Below are 24,524 nucleotides of genomic sequence, written 5' to 3'. Positions count from 1 at the left end.
GCGGCGTGGAGATTACGCAGAGCGTCACGAGATGCGTTCCGACGCGGAGCGTCGGCACGCTAATCCACCGATTCCCATCGTGCCCATGCTCCGCGTGGGCATGCAGTTCTGGACGCTCCGCGTCCACTCTTCAGCATGCTCGCGAACCTGGCTGCTAATCCGCTAGCATGACGCTCAGATTCCCAAGCCCTTCCGGACGCACTCATGCCTGCCCCGCAACCCGCTGACACCCGACGCATCACGCTGGCCAACGGGCTGAGTGTGATTGTGTGTCACGACTCGCGGCTCAAACGTAGCGCGGCCTCGTTGCGGGTCGCGGCGGGCAGTCATGACGTGCCGCACGCGTGGCCCGGGCTGGCGCATTTTCTGGAGCATCTGTTTTTCCTCGGCACCGAGCGTTTTTCGTCCGGGGAAAACCTGATGACGTTCGTGCAGCGTCATGGCGGCCAGGTGAATGCCAGCACCCGCGAGCGCACCACCGACTTTTTCTTCGAGCTGCCGCAAGCAGCCTTCGCCCAAGGACTGGAGCGCCTGTGCGACATGCTCGCCCGGCCGCGCATGACCCTTGCCGATCAATTGCGCGAACGCGAAGTGCTGCACGCCGAGTTCATCGCGTGGCTGGGCGATGTTGAAGCACAGCACCACATGCGCTTGCTCGCGCCGATCAATCCACAGCATCCGCTGCGCGGTTTCCATGCAGGCAATCGCTACAGCCTGTCAGTGCCCAACCCGGCATTTCAACGGGCGTTGAACGACTTCTACAGCCGTTTTTATCAAGCCGGACAGATGACCCTGTGCCTGAGCGGGCCGCAATCCTTGACTGAGCTGGAGACGTTGGCAAAAAAATACGGCGCGCTATTCGCCAGCGGAAAAAAGCTCAAACAACAGCCGCCTCCGCCGCTACACACTCGCTCAACCAGCCCTCGACAAACAGGCGACCAGAAACATCTGCTGTTCGCCTGCGAAGGTTTGCCGGAACGGGCAGACGAGGCAGTAGCGTTTCTCTGTCACTGGCTGAACAACGCACAGCCCGGCGGGCTGGTCGCCGAACTGATCGAAAGAGGCCTGACCGAATCGCTGAAAGCCTCGCCGCTGTATCAGTTCGATGGGCAACTGCTGCTGGATGTCGAGTGCAAAGGCGCCCTGGCGAACGCTGGCCTCATAAGCACCCTGCTCTTCAGCTGGCTTGAGTTCTTCAAGCCCCGTTGGCCTGCGCTGATCGAAGAATATCAGCGTCTGCAACAGCGGCGTCTGCACCTGTGCGGACCTTTGGCGCTGGCGCATCACCATTGCCATGCGCTGCCGGCGCAATTAAGCGCACACGGCGCAACGGCACTCCGCGTTTTGCTTGAACAACTCACGTCAGGCGCCCTGATCACTTTAGCGGCAGTGGATAAGTCGGACGACCAACACACTGACTGGCGTCTGCCGTCGCCCAATCCGTTTTTGAGTTCAACCCCGAATGACGGCGCTGAAGCAGCGCTTTATGTGCGCTGGGAGCTGTCATCACCACAACCCGCGCTCTGGCAGTCGCTCAATGTCAGCCTGAAAGACTTGATTGAGGAGGCCCGACAAGCCGGTGTGATCGTCACGTTCAGCGCGTATGGCCCGTTCTGGCAACTGCAGTTGAACGGTCTGCGGGCGCCCATGGCCGACATCCTCACGCACAGCTTGCGGCGGCTACGCCAACCGTCTTCGGCAACGCTTGTGCGCGAGGCCGAGCCCGCGTTGATTCCCATTCGTCAGTTGCTCAAGCGGCTTGCTGATCACGCGCTGAACACCGAGAGCAAGCAGACGGTCGACGATCTGCACACCCTTTGGGCTGACTCGCGCTGGATCAGCTTTACTCACGGCTGCTGCGCCGCCACTCAGGCGCTGATCAACGCGGCACTGGACGCAAGCCCCGGAACGCCACAAACAACCCCGTTGACGCTGCCCGCCATTCAAAAAGGCAAACGCTGGGCGACTGAAGCATCGTCCTCTTCGGAAGACGCGGTGCTGGTGTTTTGTCCCGCTCCCAGCGAATCTGCAGAAGACCAGGCCGCGTGGCGTATGCTGGCGCACCTGCTGCAGGCACCGTTCTACCAAAAGCTGCGAGTCGAATTGCAACTGGGTTACGCGGTATTTAGCGGCATCAGACAAATCGCCGGACGGACCGGTATGCTGTTTGGCGTTCAGTCGCCCACCTGTACCACCGAGCAATTGTTCCAGCACATCGAAGCCTTCATCGGCGCACTGCAGGATCTCGTTCGCGGCACCGATCTGCCCGAGCAGATCCAGGCGCTGTCAGCACAGTTCGACCCCATGAACATGCCCGATCAGCAGCACGCCGACCTGCAGTGGCACGCCTGCCTTGCAGGGCATCAAGGCGATCATGCGCAAGCACTGCGCAGTGCTCTGTCAAATCTGGATACACACTCGTTACTGGCGGCCAGCGATCAATTGATCGACGCCACGGGCGGCTGGCTGATTGTGGCCAATCGCCCGGCCCCTGCGGCCAGCATCTGATCCTTACCTGAACGGTAATGGTCTTTCATGCAGATTCTGGCCCTGCTGAATTGTTAAAATGAGTAACATAGCTCCCTAAGCATCTGAACGTATGCCTTCAACGATGCACTAAGATGTAGTCACCCACCGCTGCACTTATCCGAGGAGATTTTTATGTCGTGGACTAAACCTGCTTACACTGATTTGCGTATCGGTTTTGAAGTCACCATGTACTTCGCAAGCCGTTGATTTCAGTGCGCTGTGAAGCCTCGGTTCGCCGGGGCTTTTTTTATGGTTGTGATGGTTTTTTATTCTTGTGAGCTATTTTTTGTTCCAGATTGTGTGCCGGGAGCTGACATGTACATCCAGATTCTAGGTTCCGCTGCTGGCGGTGGATTCCCCCAGTGGAACTGCAACTGCGTCAATTGCGCAGGTTTTCGCGATGGCAGCCTGCGGGCGCAAGCGCGTACCCAGTCTTCCATTGCACTGTCCGACGATGGCGTGAACTGGGTGCTGTGCAACGCCTCTCCGGATATCCGCGCGCAACTGCAGGGCTTCGCCCCCATGCAGCCGGGCCGGGCGTTACGCGATACCGGGATCAGCGCCATTGTGCTGATGGACAGCCAGATCGACCACACCACCGGCCTGCTCAGCTTGCGCGAAGGCTGCCCGCATCAGGTCTGGTGTACCGACATGGTCCATGAAGACCTGAGCACCGGCTTCCCGCTGTTCGAAATGCTCAAACACTGGAACGGCGGCCTGAGCTGGAATCGTATCGAGCTGCAAGGCAGTTTCGTGATTCCAGCCTGCCCCAACCTGCGCTTCACGCCGTTCCCGCTGCGCAGCGCCGCACCGCCCTACTCGCCGCATCGTTTCGACCCGCACCCAGGCGATAACATCGGCCTGCTGGTCGAAGACACCCGCACCGGCGGCAAACTGTTCTATGCGCCGGGGCTGGGCAAGGTCGATGAAGCGCTGGCCGAAAAGATGCGCGATGCCGACTGCCTGCTGGTCGACGGCACGATGTGGGACGACGACGAAATGCAGCGCCGTGGCGTGGGCACCCGCACCGGCCGGGAAATGGGCCACCTCGCCCAGAACGGCCCCGGCGGCATGCTCGAAGTGCTGGAAGGCTTCCCGGAGCAGCGCAAGGTGCTTATCCACATCAACAACACCAACCCGATTCTCGACGAAGACTCCCCGGAGCGCGCCGAACTGGTTCGTCGCCACGTTGAAGTGGCCTACGACGGCATGAGCATCGAGCTTTAGGAGCTGACATGAGCGAAGCGACTGCGTTGTCCCCCGCAGAATTCGAGCAGGCCCTGCGTGCCAAGGGCGCGTATTACCACATCTATCACCCGTTTCACGTGGCGATGTACGAAGGCCGCGCGACCCGCGAACAGATTCAGGGCTGGGTCGCCAACCGTTTCTACTATCAGATGAACATTCCGCTCAAGGATGCCGCGATTCTGGCCAATTGCCCGGATCGCGAGATTCGTCGCGAATGGATTCAGCGCCTGCTCGACCACGACGGCGCGCCCGGTGAAGACGGCGGCATCGAAGCCTGGTTGCGCCTTGGTCAGGCCGTCGGGCTGGACCCGGATCAGCTGCGCTCTCAGGAACTGGTGTTGCCGGGCGTACGCTTCGCGGTCGACGCCTACGTGAACTTCGCTCGCCGTGCCAACTGGCAGGAGGCGGCCAGCAGCTCGTTGACCGAGCTGTTCGCGCCGCAGATCCACCAGTCGCGACTGGACAGCTGGCCGCAGCATTACCCGTGGATCGACCCGGCAGGCTATGAGTATTTTCGCACTCGCCTGGGTCAGGCCCGCCGCGATGTGGAACACGGTCTCGCGATCACGTTACAGCACTACACTACCTATGAAGGCCAGCAGCGTATGCTGGAAATCCTGCAGTTCAAACTCGACATTCTGTGGAGCATGCTCGATGCGATGTCCATGGCCTACGAACTGAACCGCCCGCCGTATCACAGCGTTACAGACCAGAAGGTCTGGCATAAGGGGATTACGCTATGAAGCACGATCCGAAATTCAGGGCGTTGACGCCCAAGTGGCATCAGGGCTATCGCTTTCAGTACGAGCCTGCGCAAAAGGCCCATGTGGTCCTTTACCCTGAAGGCATGATCAAACTCAACGAAAGCGCGGCCCTGATTGGCGGGCTGATTGACGGGCAGCGCACGATCGCCGCCATCATTGACGAGCTTCATCGCCAGTTCCCTAATGTTCCCGAACTGGGCATGGACGTCGACGAGTTCATGGAAGGCGCCAAAAAGAAAAACTGGATAGATCTTGTCTGACACTGTGCTCGCGACCAATAGCCCCTATATCCCGCCCACTCCCGAGGTCGGTCTGCCGCTGTGGCTGCTCGCCGAGCTGACCTACCGCTGCCCGTTGCAATGCCCTTACTGCTCCAACCCGCTGGACTTCGCCAAACAGGGCCAGGAGCTGACCACCGAACAGTGGTTCAAGGTCATGCAGGAAGCGCGGGAGATGGGTGCGGCGCAAATCGGATTTTCCGGCGGCGAGCCACTTGTGCGTCAGGACCTCGCCGAGCTGATCGCCGAAGCGCGGCGGCTGGGCTTTTACACCAACCTGATCACCTCGGGCATTGGTCTGACCGAAGAAAAGATCATCGCCTTCAAGGAAGCCGGGCTGGACCACATCCAGATCAGCTTTCAGGCCAGCGACGAGCAAGTGAACAACATGCTCGCCGGCTCGAAGAAAGCCTTCGCGCAAAAGCTGGAAATGGCCCGTGCAGTGAAAAAGCACGGCTATCCGATGGTGCTGAATTTCGTGACGCACCGGCACAACATCGACCGGATCGACAAGATCATAGAGCTGTGTCTGGCGCTGGAAGCGGATTTCGTCGAACTGGCGACCTGTCAGTTCTATGGCTGGGCGCATTTGAACCGTGTCGGCCTGCTGCCTACCCGGGATCAACTGGTGCGTGCCGAAGCGGTCACCAATGAGTACCGCGAGCGGCTGGAGGCGGAAAACCACCCGTGCAAGCTGATCTTCGTCACCCCCGATTATTACGAAGAGCGTCCCAAGGCCTGCATGAATGGCTGGGGCAATATCTTCCTGACCGTGACCCCGGACGGCACCGCACTGCCCTGTCACGGCGCGCGACAGATGCCAATCCAGTTTCCGAATGTGCGCGATCACAGCATGCAGCACATCTGGTACGACTCGTTCGGTTTCAACCGGTTTCGCGGTTACGACTGGATGCCTGAGCCGTGCCGCTCGTGTGACGAAAAAGAAAAAGACTTCGGCGGCTGCCGCTGCCAGGCCTTCATGCTGACCGGCGATGCCGCCAATGCTGACCCGGTGTGCAGCAAATCTTATCACCACGGGATCATCACTCAGGCTCGCGACGAGTCCGAAACCGCTACTCAAACCATTGAAGAGCTGGCCTTTCGCAATGACCGAAACTCACGACTCATCGCAAAATCTTCCTGAACCCCTGAGCGCCGCGCAGGCGGTTGCCGCGGGCGTCGACTTCGCCGAGCTGGACGTCAATTCCGCAGGCCTGTTCTGGAATGAATACCGGCCCGAAGACGGTGCCAGTCGCATCTGGCACTGGTCCGCGAACAGCAAGCGCTGCCTGACGCCTCAGGGTTTCAGCGTGCGCAGCCGGGTCTATGAATACGGCGGTGGTTCGTTTTGCCTGGCCGACGACGGCGTGGTGTTCGTCAATGAGCGCGATCAGCAGCTTTATCGACAGGCGCTGGACGCCAGCGAACCGGTTGCCCTGACACAGGGCGACAAACGCTACGGTGGCGTATTTTTCAGCAACGACCGGATTCTCGCCGTTGAAGAAGACCACACCACTCATCGGCTGGTGTCCATCGCCCTGGCTGACGGCCAGCGCGAGCTACTGGCCGAAGGCGCGGACTTCTATTCGTCGCCCATTATCAGCGCCGACGGCAAACGCCTGGCCTGGATCGAATGGCAGCGCCCGCATCAGCCGTGGACCCGCACCCGCCTGATGTGTGCGACCAGACAGGACAGTGGCGCCTGGGGCACTGCGCGGTGTGTTGCAGGCGATGACACAGAAGAATCCTTGCAGCAACCGCGCTTCGATGCTCAGGGCCGACTGTACTGCCTGACTGATCGCGCCGGTTTCTGGCAACCTTGGAGTGAATCGGCTTCCGGGTTAGCGCCGCTTCCGGCCGCGCCCGCTGACCATGCATCCGCGCCTTGGCAATTGGGCAGTTGCACCTGGCTGCCGATCAACGATGGCTATCTGGCCAGTTGGGCGCAGGACGGCTCCTGGGTATTGGGGCTTGGCCAGGCCGATGGCTCGACGCAAGATTACAGCGCCGGATACAACCGTTTCCGCAGCCTCGCCGTCGACGAAGATTTTATCTATTGCATCGCGGCCTCGCCGCTCAGTACGTCTGCCGTGCTGGCCATTTCACGTATCGATCACAGCGTGCAGGTGTTGGCCGGCGGCGGCTCTCCGCTGCCTGTCGAACAGATCAGCCTTGCGCAGGCGTTGCACTACCCGAGCGGCGGAGCCGAGGCGTACGGTTATTTCTATCCGGCCATGACCGGGGCGCAAAAGCCGCCGCTGCTGGTGTTCATCCACGGCGGCCCGACGTCGGCCTGTTACCCGGTGCTCGATCCGCGCATTCAGTACTGGACGCATCGCGGCTTCGCCGTGGCGGACCTCAATTATCGCGGCAGCAGCGGCTACGGTCGCGAGTATCGACAGAGCCTGCACCTGACCTGGGGCGTGGCGGATGTCGAAGATGCCTGCGCGGTCGTCACCCATCTGGCCGAACGCGGCTTGATTGATGAACAACAGGCCTTCATACGTGGCGGCAGCGCGGGGGGTTACACGACGTTATGCGCACTGGCCTTTCAGAACGTGTTTCGCGCCGGGGCCAGCCTGTACGGAGTCAGCGACCCGGTAGCACTGGCCAGGGCCACGCATAAGTTCGAGGGTGATTATCTGGACTGGCTGATTGGCGATCCGCTCAAGGACCTAGAGCGTTACGAAGCCAGAACGCCGCTGCTACACGCGAACAGCATCAATGTGCCCGTGATCTTTTTCCAGGGCGAACTGGATGCCGTCGTAGTGCCGGAGCAGACTCGTTCCATGCTCAAGGCCTTGCAGGACAGGGGCATCAAGACCGAAGCGCACTTTTACGCGGACGAACACCATGGATTCCGCAAGGCACATAACCTGGCAGATGCGCTGGAAAAGGAATGGAGGTTTTACCGGGAGGTGCTTGATGCGGCCGATTGATCGTTCCAGCTGAAGGAACGATCAACCCATGTGCAGGGGCGTTATTTACGCGAAACGATGATGTAGATCGCGTGGATGATGCCTGGGATGTAACCCAACAGGGTCAGCAGGATATTCAGCCAGAAAGCGCCAGCAAAGCCGACTTGCATGAACACGCCCACGGGCGGCAGCAGAATAGCGAAGATAATACGAATGATGTCCATGGGATGCTCCTGAGTGATTGGCTCTAAATGGCCATACAGCTAATCGACCCTGAGCCTTCACGAGGGTTCAACGGCTCTGGCACGGTGCCTGCCTTTTCCTGGGAATGTTTTCCCCCAAAAATCACCCTTGCCTGCAACCTGACACTCGCTGCGCACCTGAATCCATGTGCAGTGAAGTCTGATTTCCTGAAACGCAGACAAAGAAAACCCCGCCGAAGCGGGGCTTTCCAGACTGTTTCCCTGATTTCCCTTTCACCCCGCCATCCTGGCAGGCTTCCCTACGTGTCCCTGTTATGTCTTAGTGCGCTTCCTGCGCTACGTCCATGGAGCAAGATTAACTTTGGATCCCTTTTTTGGGAAGAGGCCAAATGGCACCACGTCGTGTAAGCAAATGCTTACACAGCTTTCCCGAACTCAGAATTGTGCCGCCTCCAACAGGAACAGCGACTCGCTGCCGGCGCGTACCGACGCATCAAGCGAGTGGATACGCGGCAGCAAACGGGCAAAGTAGAAGCGCGCGGTGCCCATCTTGCTGGCGTAGAAGTCTTCCTGCTGCTCCTTGCCCATAGCGGCTTTGGCCATCATTGCCCACATGTAGGCATAGGCGGTGTAACCGAACAGGTGCAGATACTCCACCGAAGCCGCGCCGATTTCATTGGCGTTACTTCGCGAGCGGTCCAGCACCCACGCGGTCAGTTCGTCCAGCATGTTCAGCGCAGCCGTCAACGGCCGGGTGAATTCGCCAAGCGAGCTGTCGGAAGCGCTGATGAACTGGCGGACTTCGTCGGAGAACAGCTGATAGAACGCACCGTTGGAGCCGACGATCTTGCGGCCGACCAGATCCAGCGCCTGAATGCCGTTGGTGCCCTCGTAGATCTGCGTGATACGCACGTCACGCACCAGTTGCTCCTGGCCCCACTCACGAATGTAGCCGTGACCGCCAAACACCTGCTGGCCATGAACCGTGGTTTCCAGACCGATGTCACTGAGGAACGCCTTGGCGACAGGCGTCAGCAGCGCCACCAGGTCATCAGCACGTTTACGTGCGGTGTCATCCGCGCTGAACTTGGCAATGTCGAGTTGCAGGGCAACGTAGCTGGAGAACGCCCGACCGCCTTCGTTGAAGGCTTTCATGGTCAGCAGCATGCGCCGCACGTCCGGATGGACGATGATCGGGTCAGCGGCCTTGTCCTTGTTCTGCGCACCGGTCGGGGCACGGCTCTGCAGACGATCAAGGGCGTATTCGACAGCGTTCTGATAAGACTGCACACCCGACGCCAGGCCCTGAATGCCGACACCCAGGCGCTCGTAATTCATCATCGTGAACATTGCCGCCAAACCTTTGTTAGGCTCGCCGATCAGGTAGCCGACCGCGTCGTCGAAGTTCATGACACAGGTCGCCGACGCCTGAATACCCATCTTGTGCTCGATGGAGCCGCAACTGACGGTATTGCGCTCGCCGAGGCTGCCATCGTCACCGACCATGAACTTGGGCACCAGAAACAGCGAGATGCCTTTCGGCCCGGGCGGAGCGTCAGGCAGTTTGGCGAGCACCAGGTGAATGATGTTTTCAGTCAGGTCGTGTTCACCGCCAGTGATGAAAATCTTGCTGCCGGTGATCGTGTAAGCGTCGTCAGGCTGAGGCTCGGCCCTGGTGCGGATCATGCCGAGGTCAGTACCGCAATGCGCCTCGGTCAGGCACATCGACCCGGCCCAGGCTCCCGAATACATATTGGGCAGAAATTTCGCCTTGAGCGCTTCGGTGGCGTGGGTGTTGATCGACACGCAGGCACCAGACGTCAGCATGGCGTACAGACCAAAGGCGAGGCTGGCGGAGTTGATCATCTCTTCGACTTGAGCCGAAACCACCTTGGGCATGCCCATGCCGCCGAATTCCGGATTACCGCCAACGCCCACCCAGCCACCTTCGGCGTAAGTCCGATAGGCTTCCGGAAAACCCGCCGGTGTGGTCACCACAGTGTCCTTCCAGTGGCAGCCTTCCTCATCACCATTACGGCTCAGCGGGGCAATGGTCTTGCTGGTGACTTTACCGGCTTCTTCGAGAATGGCGTCGACCGTTTCGGCGTCGACTGTTTCAGCCAGCTCAGGCAGTTGCGCCCAGAGTCTGGAAACCTCGAACACTTCATTGAGGACGAAGCGCATATCGCGCAGCGGCGCTTTGTAGTCAGCCATGGCAAACCTCGTGAACAGGTAGCAAGTAACTTGGGGGCTGATCGATGCGTTCAGCGACGAAGATCAGCAATCGGTTTTCACGAGTCTACCCGAACAACATTTCAGACACATAGGGTCGTGTCATGACTGAATAGTCACAACAGGTCACGCGAATAGAACGATTTGATCAGGTCTATGTTTCGGTTGTGCGCACAGCGCCGCGCCGGTTCAACTGGTCGAATGCGACAACGCAGTTACGGCCTGCACCCTTGGCGGCGTACAGCGCCTGATCGGCGCATTTGAGCACTTCTTCCGCGCTGCGATGCTCCGGCTGGCGCTCGGCAACACCGATGCTGATGGTCACCGACACACTGCCTGCATGTGGCCCGCCCCGTCGCTGGCGTCCTTGCTGATCGTCTTGAGGACGATGGTCCTTGTTGCGCAACTGGATCTGGTAATTGGCGATGGTTTCGCGAATCGCTTCCAGATGCGGCAGGCACTCGTCCAGCGTTCTGGCGGCAAAGACGATGGCGAACTCTTCCCCGCCATAGCGATAAGCCTTGCCGCCGCCACTGGTGATTTTCGACAGCTTGCTGGCGACCAGACGCAAGACCTGATCGCCCACGTCGTGGCCATAGGTGTCGTTGAATTTCTTGAAGTGGTCGACGTCGCTCATCGCCAGCACATAATTACGGCCCAGGCGCTGCATTCTTTCGTTGAGCGCCCGACGACCGGGCAGCCCGGTCAGCTCATCGCGGAAGGCCATCTGATACGCCTCATGCGCGACAGCCGCAGCGATCATCAACATCACCTGGCTGCACAGAATATTCAGCGTGAACGGCAGGATGAAAGTCTTGGGCAGCGCCCAGAACAGCCCCAGCAGGCCGACGATCTGCGCGGCATGCAGCGGTCGTGGCTTTTCCAGGTACTGCCAGATCAGCACCCCGAACGACAGAATAAACATTAGGTAGGACAACTGGATCAGGCTCATCCAGTTGCCATGCAAGGCAGGCCAGCGAATCTCCGCCAGCCAGGCTTGCAACTCGATCGGATAACTCTGCTCAAGGCCCAGCGCCACGCCGCCCAGTGCCACCAACACCGCCAGCCGGGCGACCATGTCCTGAAACAGATGAGTGCGCTCTTCCCATGCGGCGTACAGGCCGAACAATACCGGCAGTAACAGACAGACCAGGTGAAAAATCACCGCCGCATCTTCCCGGACCTTGCCGTTGTCGCGGTAATAGTCAGTCTGGGTATCGAGCAGGTAGTAGGCGATGTACACGGTGAGCATCAGAAACAGCTCGCGTTGTCGCCGGTAAACGAGGCAGTACGCGCCTCCCAACAGCAACACCAGTGTTGGCAGCACATTGAACAGCGAGGTGAAGAAGACGTTCAGGTCCTTTACATACGCAGCCGCAAGCCCTGCCACCAGCAACATCAGGGAGGGCAGAAAATGACTCAGACGTGCAGCGGATGGACGCAACAAAAGGGTTTATCTCCTGCCCCGGAACGAACCGATGTCATTGTGCCTTCATCCAGCGAACAATGCATTCAGCAGGATCAACAGACGAACTACTTTCTGTAACGGCAGGAGACTGGAAATGTTTATTGCATGGGCAGTTATAGACGTCACGCGCCACGCTAAGTGTTGTTGACGCTCGCGCCAATGCGCTGGACGCAGAGCGTCAAGAACGGCATTCCCACGCTGGAGCGTGAGGAACGATAACCGCAACTTCCGTGCGAGGCTCTGCGTTCTGTCTTGAGCAGGTGGCGTGGACTTGTGACGCGCAGCGTCGCGCAAGCATGCATCGCGTCCGATTTTGAAGATACCAGCCATAAAAAAACCGCCTGATCAGCAATCAGGCGGTTTTCGTGACTAAAGCAGGGCTTAGTAAGCCAAGCCGAAGTCTTCTTCTTTCATGTCCATCAGGTTGGCAGCGCCGGACAGGATGGCGGCAACGTGAGTACGGGTGCGCGGCAGGATGCGCTGGAAGTAGAAGCGTGCGGTCTGAATCTTGGCACGGTAGAACGCTTCGTCCGATGTACCGGCTGCCAGCTTCTCGGCGGACAGGCGGGCCATGTCGGCCCAGAAGTACGCCAGGCAGGCATAACCGGAGTACATGATGTAATCCACCGACGCCGCACCCACTTCTTCGCGGTCCTTCATGGCAGCCATGCCCACTTTCATGGTCAGCTCGCCCCATTCCTTATTCAGCGCAGCCAATGGCGTCACGAACTCCTGAACAGCTTCGTTGCCTTCGTTGCCCTGGCAGAACTTGTGGACGATCTTGGTGAAGCCTTTGAGCGCCTCGCCTTGAGTCATCAGCACTTTGCGGCCCAGCAGGTCGAGTGCCTGAATGCCGGTGGTGCCTTCGTACAGCATCGAGATACGGCTGTCGCGAACGTTCTGCTCCATGCCCCACTCGGCGATGAAGCCGTGACCACCGTAAACCTGCACACCGTGGTTGGCGGCTTCGAAGCCGACTTCGGTCATGAAGGCCTTGGCGATCGGCGTCATGAACGCCAGCAGCGCATCGGCCGCTTTCTTCTGCTCCGGGTCTTCGCTGTATTTGACGATGTCGACCTGCTTGGCAGTGAAGTACACCATGGCACGCGTGCCCTCGGCGAAGGCCTTCATGGTCAGCAGCATGCGACGTACATCAGGGTGAACGATGATCGGGTCAGCGGCCTTGTCCGGCGCTTTTGGTCCGGTCAGCGAGCGCATCTGCAGACGGTCACGGGCGTATTTCAGGCCACCCTGGAAAGCGATTTCGGCATGCGCCAGGCCTTGCAGTGCGGTGCCCAGACGTGCGGTGTTCATGAACGTGAACATGCAGTTCAGGCCCTTGTTCGGCGGGCCGATCAGGTAACCGGTGGCGCCGTCGAAGTTCATCACACAGGTCGCGTTGCCGTGGATACCCATCTTGTGCTCGATCGAACCACAGTGCACCGCGTTGCGCTCACCCACGCTGCCATCGGCAGCCGAGATGAACTTGGGCACGATGAACAGCGAAATGCCTTTGGTGCCAGCCGGTGCGTCCGGCAGGCGGGCCAGCACGATGTGGACGATGTTATCGGCCATGTCGTGTTCGCCAGCGGAAATGAAGATCTTGGTGCCGGTCACCTTGTAGGTGCCGTCGGCCTGAGGCTCGGCCCTGGTGCGCAGCATGCCGAGGTCAGTGCCGCAGTGCGACTCGGTCAGGCACATGGTGCCGGTCCATTCGCCAGACACCAGTTTGGTCAGGTACGCATCCTGCTGCTCGGGCGTGCCGTGCTCGGAAATCGTGTTCATCGCGCCGTGCGACAGGCCCGGGTACATGCCCCACGACCAGTTGGCCTCACCAACCATCTCACTGACCGCCAGGCCCAGCGACTCGGGCAGGCCCTGACCGCCGTGTGCGAGGTCATGCGCCAGGCTCGGCCAGCCGCCTTCGACAAACTGTTTGTATGCCTGTTTGAAACCGGTCGGCGTTTTCACGCCTGACTCGCTCCAGGTGCAGCCCTCGGTATCGCCCACCCGGTTCAGCGGCGCCAGCACCTGCTCGCAGAACTTGGCGCCCTCTTCGAGAATGGCATCGACCATGTCCGGAGTGGCATCGTGGCAAGCGGGCAGACTTTGATAATGCGCTTCATAGCCGAGCAGTTCATCACGAACAAAACGAATATCACGCAAGGGGGCCTTGTAGTCAGGCATAGCGATAACCTCTGCTGATGAATCCTGGAACGAATGACCGGGCGGTCGCTGGGGACATACCCTCAAGCACCAGACACTCTCGTATGCCTTACGGTCAAACAGGTGTTTGAAACATACGTTTACGCCCAAACCTTGTCAATAGCGAACCACGCACCATTCGTCCACGATCTTTCCACAGACCGCGCAGGCCAACGGCTCGGGGCAAACGTAAGCAGAAGTTTAGTAAAGGGCACAGCCAAGCGCAGGGGTGATACAGGACAATGATGCGGAGAAATTCATGAGGCGACGCCGTGCGCGAATGGCACGGCGGGGGGGGGCGGAGCAGGAATCAGGCGTAGGTGTCGATCAGCGTGCCGAGCATTTCGTCACTGGCTTTCTGCGCAGCAAGGCCGGCTTCAAACTGGCCCTTGCCGGCTTCGAGCTCGACAATGTTGGACGGCAGGTCAGAGCGCTGACTGCGGTCGACCGAGCGTAGATTCTCAAGCTGAAAGTCCGAAGACTGGCTTCTGCCAGACACTTCAACGTTCGAGCTAGCGATCTGGGTGGCCGCCTGATCGACACGGCTCTGCCCGACCTGCATGGCACTCAGACCTGGGTAGAGGGTGTTGTTCATGGTGATTTGCATAAGCCGATCCTCAGTTCAAAAAACGAACACGTGCCATTGAACCAGCTAATGCACGGAAATACTCAACAAACAGACTAATGGCACTAGGCCGTATGGCGAACAAAATCGTGAAAACCCGAAAGCCACTTGCGTGTCAGCTACTTAGCGGCGCTGTCAGCCCAGCTTGCCGATATCAAGATAGTGCGCCACATTTTCGGCGCTCGCGTCGTCCAGCCGGGGCACTTGCCCGAGACACGGCGCAGGCAGACGCTCGACCAGTGTGGCGAGGTTCTCCTCAAGCCGCGACGTTTCGCCGTCGATCACATTCGCCACCCAGCCCGCCAGTTGCAGGCCGTCACGAGCGATGGCTTCGGCGGTCAGTACAGCATGATTGATACAGCCCAGGCGTACACCCACCACCAGAATCACCGGCAGTTTCAAGGCGATGGCCAGATCGGACAGATTACGCTCCCCGGCCAACGGCACACGCCAGCCACCGGCGCCTTCGATCAGGGTGAAATCAGCCTGTTTGCTCAGAATATGGCGCATCGGTTGCAGCAACGACTCGACTGTCAACGCGACACCCGCCTCACGCGCGGCCAGATGCGGCGCAATTGCAGGCTCCAGTGCCAGCGGGTTGACCTCGTCGTAATCCAGCTCGACCGAGCACTCCGCCTGCAACGCCAGCGCGTCAGCATTGCGCAGCCCCTGTGCAGTCATGACGCACCCGGAAGCGACCGGTTTACCGGCCGCCGTACTCAGGCCAGCCAGGCGGGCAGCATGCAGCAGCCCGGCCGCCACGGTGGTCTTGCCAGCGTCGGTATCGGTTCCGGTGATGAAATAAGCTGCGCTCATCTCGACATTTTTTCCTTATCACGTGAAGCCATCAGGCTTTTTCAAGAACCGCGTACACCACTTGGTACGTGGCAGGCAGCCCGGCCTCCTGACGGAAGCGCTCGTAAGCCTGGACCATGCCGAGAATCCGCTCGCGACCGGTCAGGCCGTCAGGGCGCCCCGGATTGAGATTGTGTGCGCCGAGCGCCTTCAGCTCGTGGGTCAGGCTACGCACGTCCGGGTAATGCAGCACTTGCGGGCGAACGTCGAGACTGCGCACCCGCAGTCCGCTGGCGGCACACAGCTGGCGGTAATCATCTTCATGACGAAAACGGTTTACATGCACACGTCCATCAACGGCCTGCCAACTCTCGCGCAGCTCGTACAGCGTCCCCACGCACAAACTGGCGAAGGCAAACACGCCGCCCGGTTGCAATACGCGACGCGCTTCACTCAGCACCGCCGCAAAATCAGCGCACCACTGCACGGCGAGGCTGGAGAAAATCAGCTCGCAGCTCCGGTCGCGCAGCGGCAGGTGTTCGGCATCCCCGGCAACAAAGTGCTGCGCCCCGCCGAGTGGCTGCGCGTGGCGCAACATGCCTTCGGCGATATCCAGCGCGATGCCTTCGCTGCTATCGAACGTCTGCGCCAGCGCGCGGCTGAAATAACCGGTGCCACAGCCAAGATCCAGCCAGCGCGAAGGACTGAGTCCGGCGGGAAGACAGGCCAGCAATTGGTGGCCGACGCTGCGCTGCAATTCAGCAACGCTGTCATAGCTGCCTGCCGCTCGGGAAAACGACGCCGCGACCTGACGCTTGTCAGGCAGCACGGAAGGCGGTTTGGGATTGGAAAGATCAGTCATCACCCGACTCGTGCAGAAAAGCATGGATGGCAGCCGCGACGCCGTGGGGGTTTTCCAGAAGAAACGCGTGGCTGGCCTGCTCGATGAGCCCCACTTCGATATCCGGCAACAAGGCCAGCAGATCGCCCGCGGCCTCTGCCGGAACGAAGGCATCCAGCCCGGCGAACAAATGCAGTTGCGGACCACGGAAGGTTTGCAGCGCGCTGCGGGTATCCAGCTGCCGAAGTACTTTCAGCCCGTCGACCAGTGCGGTTGGCGACGTGTGCGGTGCACCGGCCTTGAGCAGCCGCGCCAGACCGCGCGGGTCTTCTGCGCCGTTGGTGCATAACAGACTGAAACGCTTGAGCGTGGCATCCGGGTCGACCGCACACCCCGCCAGAAACGCATTGAAATCCTCAGCGGGCATTGCATGCGGCCACGCGCCGTGAGTGACGAAACAGGCGTTGCTGGCCAGGGTCAGCAATCCGCAGCAGCTTTCGCCACGCCTCGCAGCCAGTTCGGCGGCGAGCATGCCACCGAGCGACCAGCCGCCCAGCCAGGCGTCGTCAGGCAGATTGGCGTCCAGTTCGTCGAGCCAGTCCGGCAGGTCGCAACTGTCGATTTCCGGCAATGGTTCGATCTCGACCCGCAAATGCTCGTCCAGCCCGCGTAACGCATCCGCGAGCGGTTGCAGCGGCGAGACGCCCAGCCCCCAACCCGGCAGCAAAATCAGTCGATCACGCATGAACGGGCTCCGTGGATTCATGAGCATCCAGCAGCGGATAACACTGCTCCAGCGCATTCAATAATAGCTGCACGTGAGCCTCACTGTGCGCCGCCGACAAGGTGACACGCAAACGGGCGCTGCCCGCAGGCACGGTGGGCGGCCGTATGGCGGTCACCAGCAAGCCGCGCTCGCGCAACAGTTGCGACAGACGCAAGGCTCGCCCGGCATCGCCGATCATGATCGGCTGGATCGGCGTGAAACTGTCCATCAGTTGCAAGCCGATCTGCTCGGCACCACGACGAAACTGCCGGATCAGAAGCGTCAGATGCTCGCGACGCCAATGCTCGGTGCGCAGCAATTCCAGGCTTTTAAGGGTCGCACAGGCCAGCGCAGGCGGCTGGCTGGTGGTGTAAATGTAAGGGCGGGCGAACTGGATCAGGGTTTCGATCAGCTCTTCACTGCCGGCCACAAATGCCCCGGAGGTGCCGAACGATTTACCCAGGGTGCCGACCAGCACCGGTACGTCATCCATGCTCAGGCCGAAATGCTCGACGATCCCCGCACCGTTTGCGCCCAGCGGTCCGAAGCCGTGCGCATCGTCAACCATCAGCCATGCGCCCTTGGCCCTTGCAGCCTGAGCGAGCGCAGGCAGGTCGGCGATATCGCCGTCCATGCTGAACACGCCGTCAGTCACCACCAGCGTATCGCCAACGGACTTATCCAGACGCGAGGCCAGGCTGTTGACGTCGTTGTGCAGATAGCGGGAGAACCGTGCGCCGCTGAGCAGACCGGCGTCCAGCAACGATGCATGATTGAGACGGTCTTCCAGCACCGTATCGCCCTGCCCGACCAGCGCGGTTACCGCGCCGAGGTTGGCCATGTAGCCGTTGGAGAACAACAGCGCGCGCGGGCGCCCGGTCAGATCAGCTAGCGCTTCTTCCAGCTCATGGTGTGGCGCGCTATGACCGATCACCAGATGCGACGCCCCGCCACCCACGCCCCAGCGCTCGGCCCCCGCCTGCCAGGCGGCGATCACATCGGGGTGGCTGGCCAGGCCCATGTAATCGTTGTTGCAGAACGCCAGCAACAGTTGACCATCAACAATGACTTGCGGGCCTTGCGGGCTTTGCAGCAGCGGGCGCTGGCGATAAAGGTGTTCGGCGCGACGGGCATCAAGGCGCGTGCGAAGATCGAAAGACATGCGGGCCCCGGTGCGGGAGATAGCGATTCAAAGCGGGCCGCTGACAACCGGCCCGCTCAAGAGGATCAGGCAGAAGCGGCGTCGTAGAACATCGCGCTGCTTTGCTGCTCGACCAGCGCCTGCTCGATGGCGGCCTGGTGCACTTCGTCGGCGTGGCCTTCGCCCGCTTCCGGCTTGATACCCAGACGCGAGAACAGCAGCATGTCTTTGTCGGCCTGCGGGTTGGCGGTGGTCAGCAGCTTGTCACCGTAGAAAATCGAGTTGGCCCCGGCAAAGAACGCCAGTGCCTGCATTTGCTCGTTCATCGCTTCGCGCCCGGCAGACAGCCGCACATGGGATTCGGGCATCATGATGCGTGCCACGGCCAACATGCGGATGAAGTCGAACGGGTCGACGTCTTCGGCGTTTTCCAGCGGCGTACCCGCCACCTTGACCAGCATGTTGATCGGCACCGACTCCGGGTGCTCCGGCAGATTCGCCAGCTGGATCAGCAGCCCGGCGCGGTCGTCAAGCGACTCGCCCATGCCCAGAATGCCGCCGGAGCAGATCTTCATTCCGGAATCGCGCACATAAGCGAGGGTTTGCAGACGCTCGCTGTAGGTGCGGGTGGTGATGATGCTGCCGTAGAACTCCGGCGAGGTGTCCAGGTTATGGTTGTAGTAATCCAGCCCGGCAGTGGCCAGCGCTTCGGTCTGCTCCTGATCGAGGCGCCCCAGCGTCATGCAGGTTTCCAGACCCATGGCTTTCACGCCTTTGACCATCTCCAGCACGTAAGGCATGTCCTTGGCAGACGGATGCTTCCAGGCCGCGCCCATGCAGAAGCGGGTCGAACCGATGGCCTTGGCGCGTGCCGCTTCTTCAAGGACCTTTTGCACTTCCAGCAGCTTTTCTTTTTCAAGGCCGGTGTTGTAGTGACCGGACTGCGGGCAGTACTTGCAGTCTTCCGGGCAGGCGCCCGTCTTGATCGACAACAGCGTGGAGACCTGAACGCGGTTGGCGTCGAAGTGAGCGCGATGCACCGTTTGCGCCTGAAACAGCAGGTCATTGAATGGCTGTACGAACAGCGCCCTGACCTCGGCTAAAGTCCAGTCGTGACGCAAAGTGGCGGTGGTGCTGGCGCTCATCGGGCGGCTCCTTGGTGTTTCTGGGCAATGCGCGAGGGCGGGAAAGACCACAGGCGCTACACGGATGTCGGGCATATTTAAGGAAGAGCCATGCGCTGTCAACCCAACCACGACCACGAGGTTTACATCTGGTTAAAAAACAAACAGACCTGTTTGTTATGCGATGAACGCAGCGAGGTGCCCACGCCCATCTGCGTGCCGTGCGAAGCCGAGTTACCTTGGCTGCGCGAGCAGTGCGACCGCTGCGCGCTGCCAATGCCTGTCGCCGGCCTTGAGTGCGTGCAATGCGGTAAACGATCACCGGGTTTCGCTCAGGTGACCGCCCCATGGCTGTACGACTTCCCGGTCGACAGCCTGATTACCCGCTTCAAACACCACGGCAAATGGCCAATGGGCCGATTGCTCGCAGAATTGTGCGGGCACTTCATCCAGCATCGCTTTGATGAAGGCCAACCGCGTCCCGATTATCTTGTACCGGTGCCGCTGGCCAACAAACGCCTGCGCCAGCGCGGTTACAACCAGGCCGCGATGCTGGCCGGGTGGCTGGGCAAACAACTGCAATTGCCTGTTGATGAACAGCATCTGCTGCGCAGCCGCGAGACAACCGCGCAACAGGGCCTCGACGCCAAGGCCCGCAAACGCAACCTGCGCGGTGCGTTTACCCTGATGGATCCTGAATGGGTGCAGGGCAAACACCTGGCGCTGGTCGACGACGTACTGACCACCGGCTCGACCGCAGACGTCATCGCGCGCTTATTGAACAGCGCCGGTGCGCGGCAGGTAGACGTGTACTGCCTGGCGCGAACGCCAAAGCCGGGTGACTAACGGCCCCTGCGCGTCCAGTTTAATATTGTTCCCACGCTCCAGTGGTAATGCCTTTCTCATCGCTCCCACGCTCCGCGTGGTAGCGCAGCCCTGGACGCTCCGCGTCCGATCTTGAGCATGCGGTGCGGCGCAGAATTGTGACGCAGAGCGTCACGAAAGGCGTGCCAACGCAGAGCATTGGCACGATAGTCATAACGCTGAGCGCTCCAGCGTGGTAATGCCTTTCTCATCGCTCCCACGCTCCGCGTGGTAGCGCAGCCCTGGACGCTCCGCGTCCGATCTTGAGCATGCGGTGCGGCGCAGAATTGTGACGCAGAGCGTCACGAAAGGCATGCCAACGCGGAGCATTGGCACGATAGTCATAACGCTGAGCGCTCCAACGTGGTAATGCCTTTCTCATCGCTCCCACGCTCCGCGTGGTAGCGCAGCCCTGGACGCTCCGCGTCCGATCTTGAGCGTACGGTGCGGCGCAGAATTGTGACGCAGAGCGTCACGAAAGGCGTGCCAACGCAGAGCATTGGCACGATAGTCATCCCAATACGTTCATCACTCCAACGCTCCGCGTCCGGTTTTCGACGCAAGCCCCGTGAGCGATCATACTGCCCTCCCCTGACCAGTCATTCCCGGATCACCATGTCCCTGCCTCCGTTACTCACGCAACACATGGTCCGTCGCCCGCAACGTATTGCGCTTTTGCAGCACATTGCCGAGCAGGGCTCGATCACCCGTGCCGCGAAGAGCGCAGGGTTGAGTTACAAGGCCGCGTGGGACGCTATTGATGAGCTGAACAATCTGGCGCAAAAGCCGCTGGTGGAGCGTAGCGTCGGTGGACGTGGCGGGGGCGGCGCGAAGTTGTCGGTCGAGGGCGAACGAGTGCTGCGGCTTTATCAGCGCGTGCAGACATTGCAGGCGCAGATACTGGAAGCCGCCGAAGACAGCAGCGATCTTGACCTGCTCAATCGCCTGACCCTGCGCACCAGCGCGCGCAACCAGTTGCTGGGGCGCATCGTCAGTATCACTCGTCAGGGGCATCACGATCAGGTGCGCCTGCAACTGGCCGATGAGGTGTTCATCGACGCGCAGGTGACCCACGACAGCACGCTGCATTTAGGTCTGGAAATCGGCACCGACGCCGTGGCACTGATCAAGGCGGGCTGGCTGGAACTGCACGCGCAAAGTGCTAAAGGCGCCAAAGAAACAAATGGAAACAATTGCCTGACCGGACAGATCGACAGCGTGATCGACGCCGAAGACGGCCCCAGCGAAGTGCGCATCACCCTCCCGAGCGGCCAGACGCTATGCGCCCTGGCGACGCCTCAGCAGTTGCATGCACAGCAGTTGCAAACCGGCGTCACGGTGCAGGCGAGATTCGCGGCTTCGTTCGTGCTGCTGGGGATACCGTCGTAAGCGCCGGGAAGTCATGACCGCGACACAATTCCGTCATATGCGCGCACTAAGGTGGCTGCCATATTAGAGGGAGCCGTGATGATGAAACTATTAGAAGAAAATCAAACCACCGATCTGGAAAACCTGGTCGGCGCAAACAGGGTCGGCCTGACGCGTCGTGGTTTCATCAGCGCGGGCGCTTTGTGCGGTGCAGCGATGTTCCTTGGCGGTAACCTGTTGAGCCGCTCGGTGCTGGCCAACAGCGTCAGCGCAGCGTCCGGAGCCCTGCTGGGTTTCGACAGCATCCCGACGGCAACCGCCGACAGCATCAGCCTGCCGAAAGGCTACACATCCTCCGTGCTGATCAGTTGGGGCCAGCCATTGCAAGCAGGCGGCCCGGCGTTCGACCCGAGCGGCAAAGGCACCGCCAAGGCTCAGGAAGTGCAGTTCGGCGACAACAACGACGGCATGTGCCTGTTTCCGATGCCGGGTCACAAAGACCGCGCGCTGATGGCGATCAACAACGAGTACACTAACTACCGCTACCTCTTCGATCACGGCAAGGAGCCGCAGTCGGCCGAAGACGTGCAGAAGGCACTGGCCGCAGAAGGCGTGTCAGTGATCGAAGTTCAGCAGAAAGACGGCAAATGGCAGTTCGTTCAGGGCTCGCGCTATAACCGTCGCGTGCACGGCAACACGCCGATCAGCCTGAGTGGCCCGGCAGCCGGTCACGACTGGCTCAAGACCGACGCCGACAAGAGCGGCACCCGCGCGCTGGGAACGTTCCAGAATTGCTCCAGCGGCCAGACGCCGTGGGGCACTTACCTGACCTGTGAAGAGAACTTCACTGATTGCTTCGGCAGCAGCAACCCGGAGCAGAAGTTCGACGCGGGCATGAAGCGCTACGGCGTTGTGGCCGCGAGCAAAGAGATCAACTGGCACCCGCACGACCCGCGCTTCGACGTTGCAAAAAATCCTAACGAAGTGAACCGTCACGGCTGGGTGGTCGAGATTGACCCCTTCGATCCCGAATCGACGCCGGTCAAGCGCACGGCGCTCGGACGCTTCAAGCATGAGAACGCTGCGTTCACGCAAACCAAGGGCGGCCGTGCCGTGGTGTACATGGGCGACGACGAGCGTGGCGAGTTCATCTACAAGTTCATCAGCCGCGACAAGATCGATCACCAGAACCCGAAAGCCAATCGCAACCTGCTGGACCACGGCACTTTGTATGTCGCTCAATTCGACGCGGGCGACAGTAATCCGGATCATCCAAAAGGCAAAGGCCAATGGGTCGAGCTGACTCACGGCAAAAATGGCCTCGATGCCGCAGCCGGTTTCAATAATCAGGCAGAAGTGTTGATTCATGCCCGTCTGGCGGCCAGTGTCGTCAAGGCCACGCGCATGGACCGCCCGGAATGGATCGTGGTCAGCCCCAAGGACGGCCAGGTGTATTGCACCCTGACCAACAACATCAAGCGCGGCGATGAAGGTCAGCCGGTTGGCGGACCGAATCCCCGCGCCAAGAATCAGTACGGGCAGATCCTGCGCTGGAGTGAAGAAGGCAGCAATCCTTCGGCGATGGCGTTCGACTGGGACCTGTTTGTGGTCGCAGGCAACCCGACCGTGCATGCGGGTACGCCGCAGGCCGGGTCGAGCAACATCAACCCACAGAACATGTTCAACAGCCCGGACGGCCTGAGTTTCGATCAGGCAGGTCGCCTGTGGATTCAGACCGATGGCGACTCCAGCAACAAGGGCGACTTTGCCGGGATGGGCAATAATCAGATGCTCTGCGCAGACCCTGCCAGCGGCGAGATTCGTCGCTTCCTGGTCGGCCCGGTCGGTTGCGAAATCACCGGTATCAGCTTTGCGCCTGACTACAAAACGATGTTCATCGGCATCCAGCACCCTGGCGAAAACGGCGGATCCACCTTCCCAGAGCACCTGCCCAACGGCAAGCCACGCTCGTCAGTGATGGTCATCACCCGCGAAGATGGCGGCATCATCGGCGCCTGATCGAGTAGCATTGATCACTATCGTGCCCGCGCTCCGCGTGGGCATGCAGTTCGTGACGCTCCGCGTCATCTTCAGAACAGGACGCAGAGCGTCCGGAACAGCGCTACCACGCAGAGCGTGGGAGCGATAGGAACGCTCATCGGCGCCTGATTGAGTAGCATTGATCACTATCGTGCCCGCGCTCCGCGTGGGCATGCAGTTCGTGACGCTCTGCGTCATCTTCAGAAGAGGACGCAGAGCCTCCGGAACAGCGCTACCACGCAGAGCGTGGGAGCGATAAACCATCAATCGATCAACCCAGCCTCATCATAAAACGGGTACGGCCCTTCAAAGTCGCCGAACACTGCGTTATGGCTCACCAGACCTTGCTCGGAATGCCAACGGTGCAGTACGTAGCCTGCCGGTTCAAGATTGAAATGCGCCGGAGCCTCCTCATCGAGGTCGAGGACGATCTGGTGCGAGGTGCCAGGGCAGATGCTCGCCACGCTGCCACCAAAACGCCGCTGCATCGGTCGATGCAAATGCCCGCACAGTAAACGCTCTACTTGCGGGTGCTGGGCAATCACACGTTCCAGCGCTGACGCATTGCCGAAAGGTGCACGGTCCATGTGGCCGATGCCGGTCATGAACGGCGGATGGTGCAGGATGATCACGGTGGGCACATAGGGGCGACGCGACAGTTGGGCATGTAACCAGTCCAGCTGACAGTAATCCAGCTGCCCACCATGTTCGCCGGGAATGGTCGTATCCATGCCGATCAAACGAACCGGGTATTTCTCCACCACCCAGTCCAGCGGCGCATTGGCTGACAGCGGCAGGTACACCTGATCGGCAAACGCTGCCAGCAAGTGCTCACGGTCATCGTGATTGCCGGGCACCAGATAGTAAGGCATGTGCAAGCGCTCCAGCTCAGGCTTGAGCACCGCGTATTCATCCTCACGACCGAAGTCCACCAGGTCACCACTGATCACCACGATGTCGGGGCGCTGCTTGCTGGCATTGATGTGCGCAACAGCGCGACGCAGCGCGCCAAGCGTATCGACCACGCCATAAGTCAGGCGCCCGTCGGCTTTGAGGTGCAGGTCGCTGATCTGGGCAATAAGAAACGGACGATTCAAAATAATCTCTCGCTGGAA

Annotated in this window: 21 protein-coding genes; 10 read left to right on the top strand and 11 right to left on the bottom strand. The window is 60.4% G+C overall.

The window, feature by feature from the left end; genetic code table 11:
- Window positions 1–204 precede the first annotated feature (204 nt).
- The 7 genes from pqqF (at window position 205) to I9H07_RS01940 (ending at window position 7,758) form a co-directional block, all read left to right on the top strand.
- Entirely contained in the window at window positions 205–2,508 is a 2,304-nt protein-coding gene (gene pqqF / locus I9H07_RS01970) for a pyrroloquinoline quinone biosynthesis protein PqqF (protein ID WP_236427105.1), read from the top strand.
- 153 nt (window positions 2,509–2,661) lie between these two features.
- Entirely contained in the window at window positions 2,662–2,736 is a 75-nt protein-coding gene (gene pqqA, locus I9H07_RS01965) for a pyrroloquinoline quinone precursor peptide PqqA (RefSeq protein ID WP_003422658.1), read from the top strand.
- Window positions 2,737–2,844: 108 nt separating this feature from the next.
- Window positions 2,845–3,756 carry a pyrroloquinoline quinone biosynthesis protein PqqB gene (gene pqqB, locus I9H07_RS01960; RefSeq protein ID WP_024644690.1) on the top strand — a complete coding sequence of 304 codons (912 nt, stop codon included), beginning with the start codon at window positions 2,845–2,847 and terminating at the stop codon, window positions 3,754–3,756.
- 8 nt (window positions 3,757–3,764) lie between these two features.
- Window positions 3,765–4,520 carry a pyrroloquinoline-quinone synthase PqqC gene (pqqC, locus tag I9H07_RS01955; RefSeq protein ID WP_024644689.1) on the top strand — a complete coding sequence of 252 codons (756 nt, stop codon included), beginning with the start codon at window positions 3,765–3,767 and terminating at the stop codon, window positions 4,518–4,520.
- Complete coding sequence (gene pqqD / locus I9H07_RS01950) at window positions 4,517–4,801, top strand: pyrroloquinoline quinone biosynthesis peptide chaperone PqqD (RefSeq protein WP_024672217.1); 285 nt, start codon at window positions 4,517–4,519, stop codon at window positions 4,799–4,801. Before pqqC ends, pqqD begins: the two co-directional genes overlap by 4 nt.
- Complete coding sequence (gene pqqE / locus I9H07_RS01945) at window positions 4,794–5,963, top strand: pyrroloquinoline quinone biosynthesis protein PqqE (protein ID WP_024672218.1); 1,170 nt, start codon at window positions 4,794–4,796, stop codon at window positions 5,961–5,963. The genes pqqD and pqqE overlap by 8 nt, the downstream gene beginning before the upstream one ends.
- On the top strand, window positions 5,926–7,758 hold the full coding sequence (locus I9H07_RS01940; RefSeq protein ID WP_236425530.1) for a S9 family peptidase: 1,833 nt from the start codon (window positions 5,926–5,928) through the stop codon (window positions 7,756–7,758). The genes pqqE and I9H07_RS01940 overlap by 38 nt, the downstream gene beginning before the upstream one ends.
- Window positions 7,759–7,799: 41 nt before the next feature.
- Here the strand turns inward: I9H07_RS01940 and I9H07_RS01935 are convergent, their stop codons facing one another.
- The 10 genes from I9H07_RS01935 to bioB form a co-directional block, all read right to left on the bottom strand.
- Window positions 7,800–7,961, bottom strand: coding sequence for a YqaE/Pmp3 family membrane protein (locus I9H07_RS01935; protein ID WP_002555565.1), 162 nt, complete (start codon window positions 7,959–7,961; stop codon window positions 7,800–7,802).
- Between the two features lie 414 nt (window positions 7,962–8,375).
- Window positions 8,376–10,154, bottom strand: a complete 1,779-nt coding sequence (locus I9H07_RS01930) for an acyl-CoA dehydrogenase C-terminal domain-containing protein (protein WP_236425531.1) — start codon at window positions 10,152–10,154, stop codon at window positions 8,376–8,378.
- A 172-nt stretch (window positions 10,155–10,326) separates the two neighbouring features.
- Complete coding sequence (locus I9H07_RS01925) at window positions 10,327–11,619, bottom strand: GGDEF domain-containing protein (protein WP_236425532.1); 1,293 nt, start codon at window positions 11,617–11,619, stop codon at window positions 10,327–10,329.
- 402 nt (window positions 11,620–12,021) lie between these two features.
- The gene (locus tag I9H07_RS01920; RefSeq protein WP_236425533.1) at window positions 12,022–13,827 is read right to left on the bottom strand and encodes a phenylacyl-CoA dehydrogenase; all 1,806 of its coding nucleotides are present in this window, start codon (window positions 13,825–13,827) and stop codon (window positions 12,022–12,024) included.
- Window positions 13,828–14,155: 328 nt separating this feature from the next.
- A complete protein-coding gene (locus I9H07_RS01915; protein ID WP_024672719.1) occupies window positions 14,156–14,452 on the bottom strand; it encodes a hypothetical protein in 297 nt (98 codons plus the stop codon).
- A 153-nt stretch (window positions 14,453–14,605) separates the two neighbouring features.
- Window positions 14,606–15,286 (bottom strand): dethiobiotin synthase, encoded by a 681-nt coding sequence (bioD, locus tag I9H07_RS01910; RefSeq protein ID WP_058391385.1) that lies wholly within the window; start codon window positions 15,284–15,286, stop codon window positions 14,606–14,608.
- A 31-nt stretch (window positions 15,287–15,317) separates the two neighbouring features.
- Window positions 15,318–16,127: a malonyl-ACP O-methyltransferase BioC gene (gene bioC / locus I9H07_RS01905; RefSeq protein WP_236425534.1), complete on the bottom strand. Its 810-nt coding sequence runs from the start codon at window positions 16,125–16,127 to the stop codon at window positions 15,318–15,320.
- The gene (locus tag I9H07_RS01900) at window positions 16,120–16,851 is read right to left on the bottom strand and encodes an alpha/beta fold hydrolase (protein WP_024672716.1); all 732 of its coding nucleotides are present in this window, start codon (window positions 16,849–16,851) and stop codon (window positions 16,120–16,122) included. The genes bioC and I9H07_RS01900 overlap by 8 nt, the downstream gene beginning before the upstream one ends.
- Window positions 16,844–18,034 (bottom strand): 8-amino-7-oxononanoate synthase, encoded by a 1,191-nt coding sequence (gene bioF / locus I9H07_RS01895; protein WP_236426217.1) that lies wholly within the window; start codon window positions 18,032–18,034, stop codon window positions 16,844–16,846. The genes I9H07_RS01900 and bioF overlap by 8 nt, the downstream gene beginning before the upstream one ends.
- Window positions 18,035–18,099: 65 nt before the next feature.
- The gene (gene bioB, locus I9H07_RS01890) at window positions 18,100–19,158 is read right to left on the bottom strand and encodes a biotin synthase BioB (protein ID WP_024672714.1); all 1,059 of its coding nucleotides are present in this window, start codon (window positions 19,156–19,158) and stop codon (window positions 18,100–18,102) included.
- Window positions 19,159–19,248: 90 nt separating this feature from the next.
- Between bioB and I9H07_RS01885 the strand changes: the two genes are divergently transcribed.
- The 3 genes from I9H07_RS01885 to I9H07_RS01875 all read left to right on the top strand — a co-directional run bounded on the left by I9H07_RS01885 (window position 19,249) and on the right by I9H07_RS01875 (window position 23,388).
- A complete protein-coding gene (locus tag I9H07_RS01885; protein ID WP_236424835.1) occupies window positions 19,249–19,983 on the top strand; it encodes a ComF family protein in 735 nt (244 codons plus the stop codon).
- 633 nt (window positions 19,984–20,616) lie between these two features.
- Window positions 20,617–21,390: a TOBE domain-containing protein gene (locus tag I9H07_RS01880; RefSeq protein WP_236424833.1), complete on the top strand. Its 774-nt coding sequence runs from the start codon at window positions 20,617–20,619 to the stop codon at window positions 21,388–21,390.
- Window positions 21,391–21,471: 81 nt separating this feature from the next.
- Entirely contained in the window at window positions 21,472–23,388 is a 1,917-nt protein-coding gene (locus tag I9H07_RS01875) for a PhoX family protein (RefSeq protein WP_236424838.1), read from the top strand.
- 284 nt (window positions 23,389–23,672) lie between these two features.
- Here the strand turns inward: I9H07_RS01875 and I9H07_RS01870 are convergent, their stop codons facing one another.
- Window positions 23,673–24,506: a phosphodiesterase gene (locus I9H07_RS01870; protein WP_236424832.1), complete on the bottom strand. Its 834-nt coding sequence runs from the start codon at window positions 24,504–24,506 to the stop codon at window positions 23,673–23,675.
- Window positions 24,507–24,524 lie beyond the last annotated feature (18 nt).

It is taken from the genome of Pseudomonas syringae (genome assembly GCF_023278085.1).
Classification (GTDB): Bacteria; Pseudomonadota; Gammaproteobacteria; order Pseudomonadales; family Pseudomonadaceae; genus Aquipseudomonas; species Aquipseudomonas syringae_Q.
This window is presented reverse-complemented; position numbering and strand designations above follow the sequence as displayed.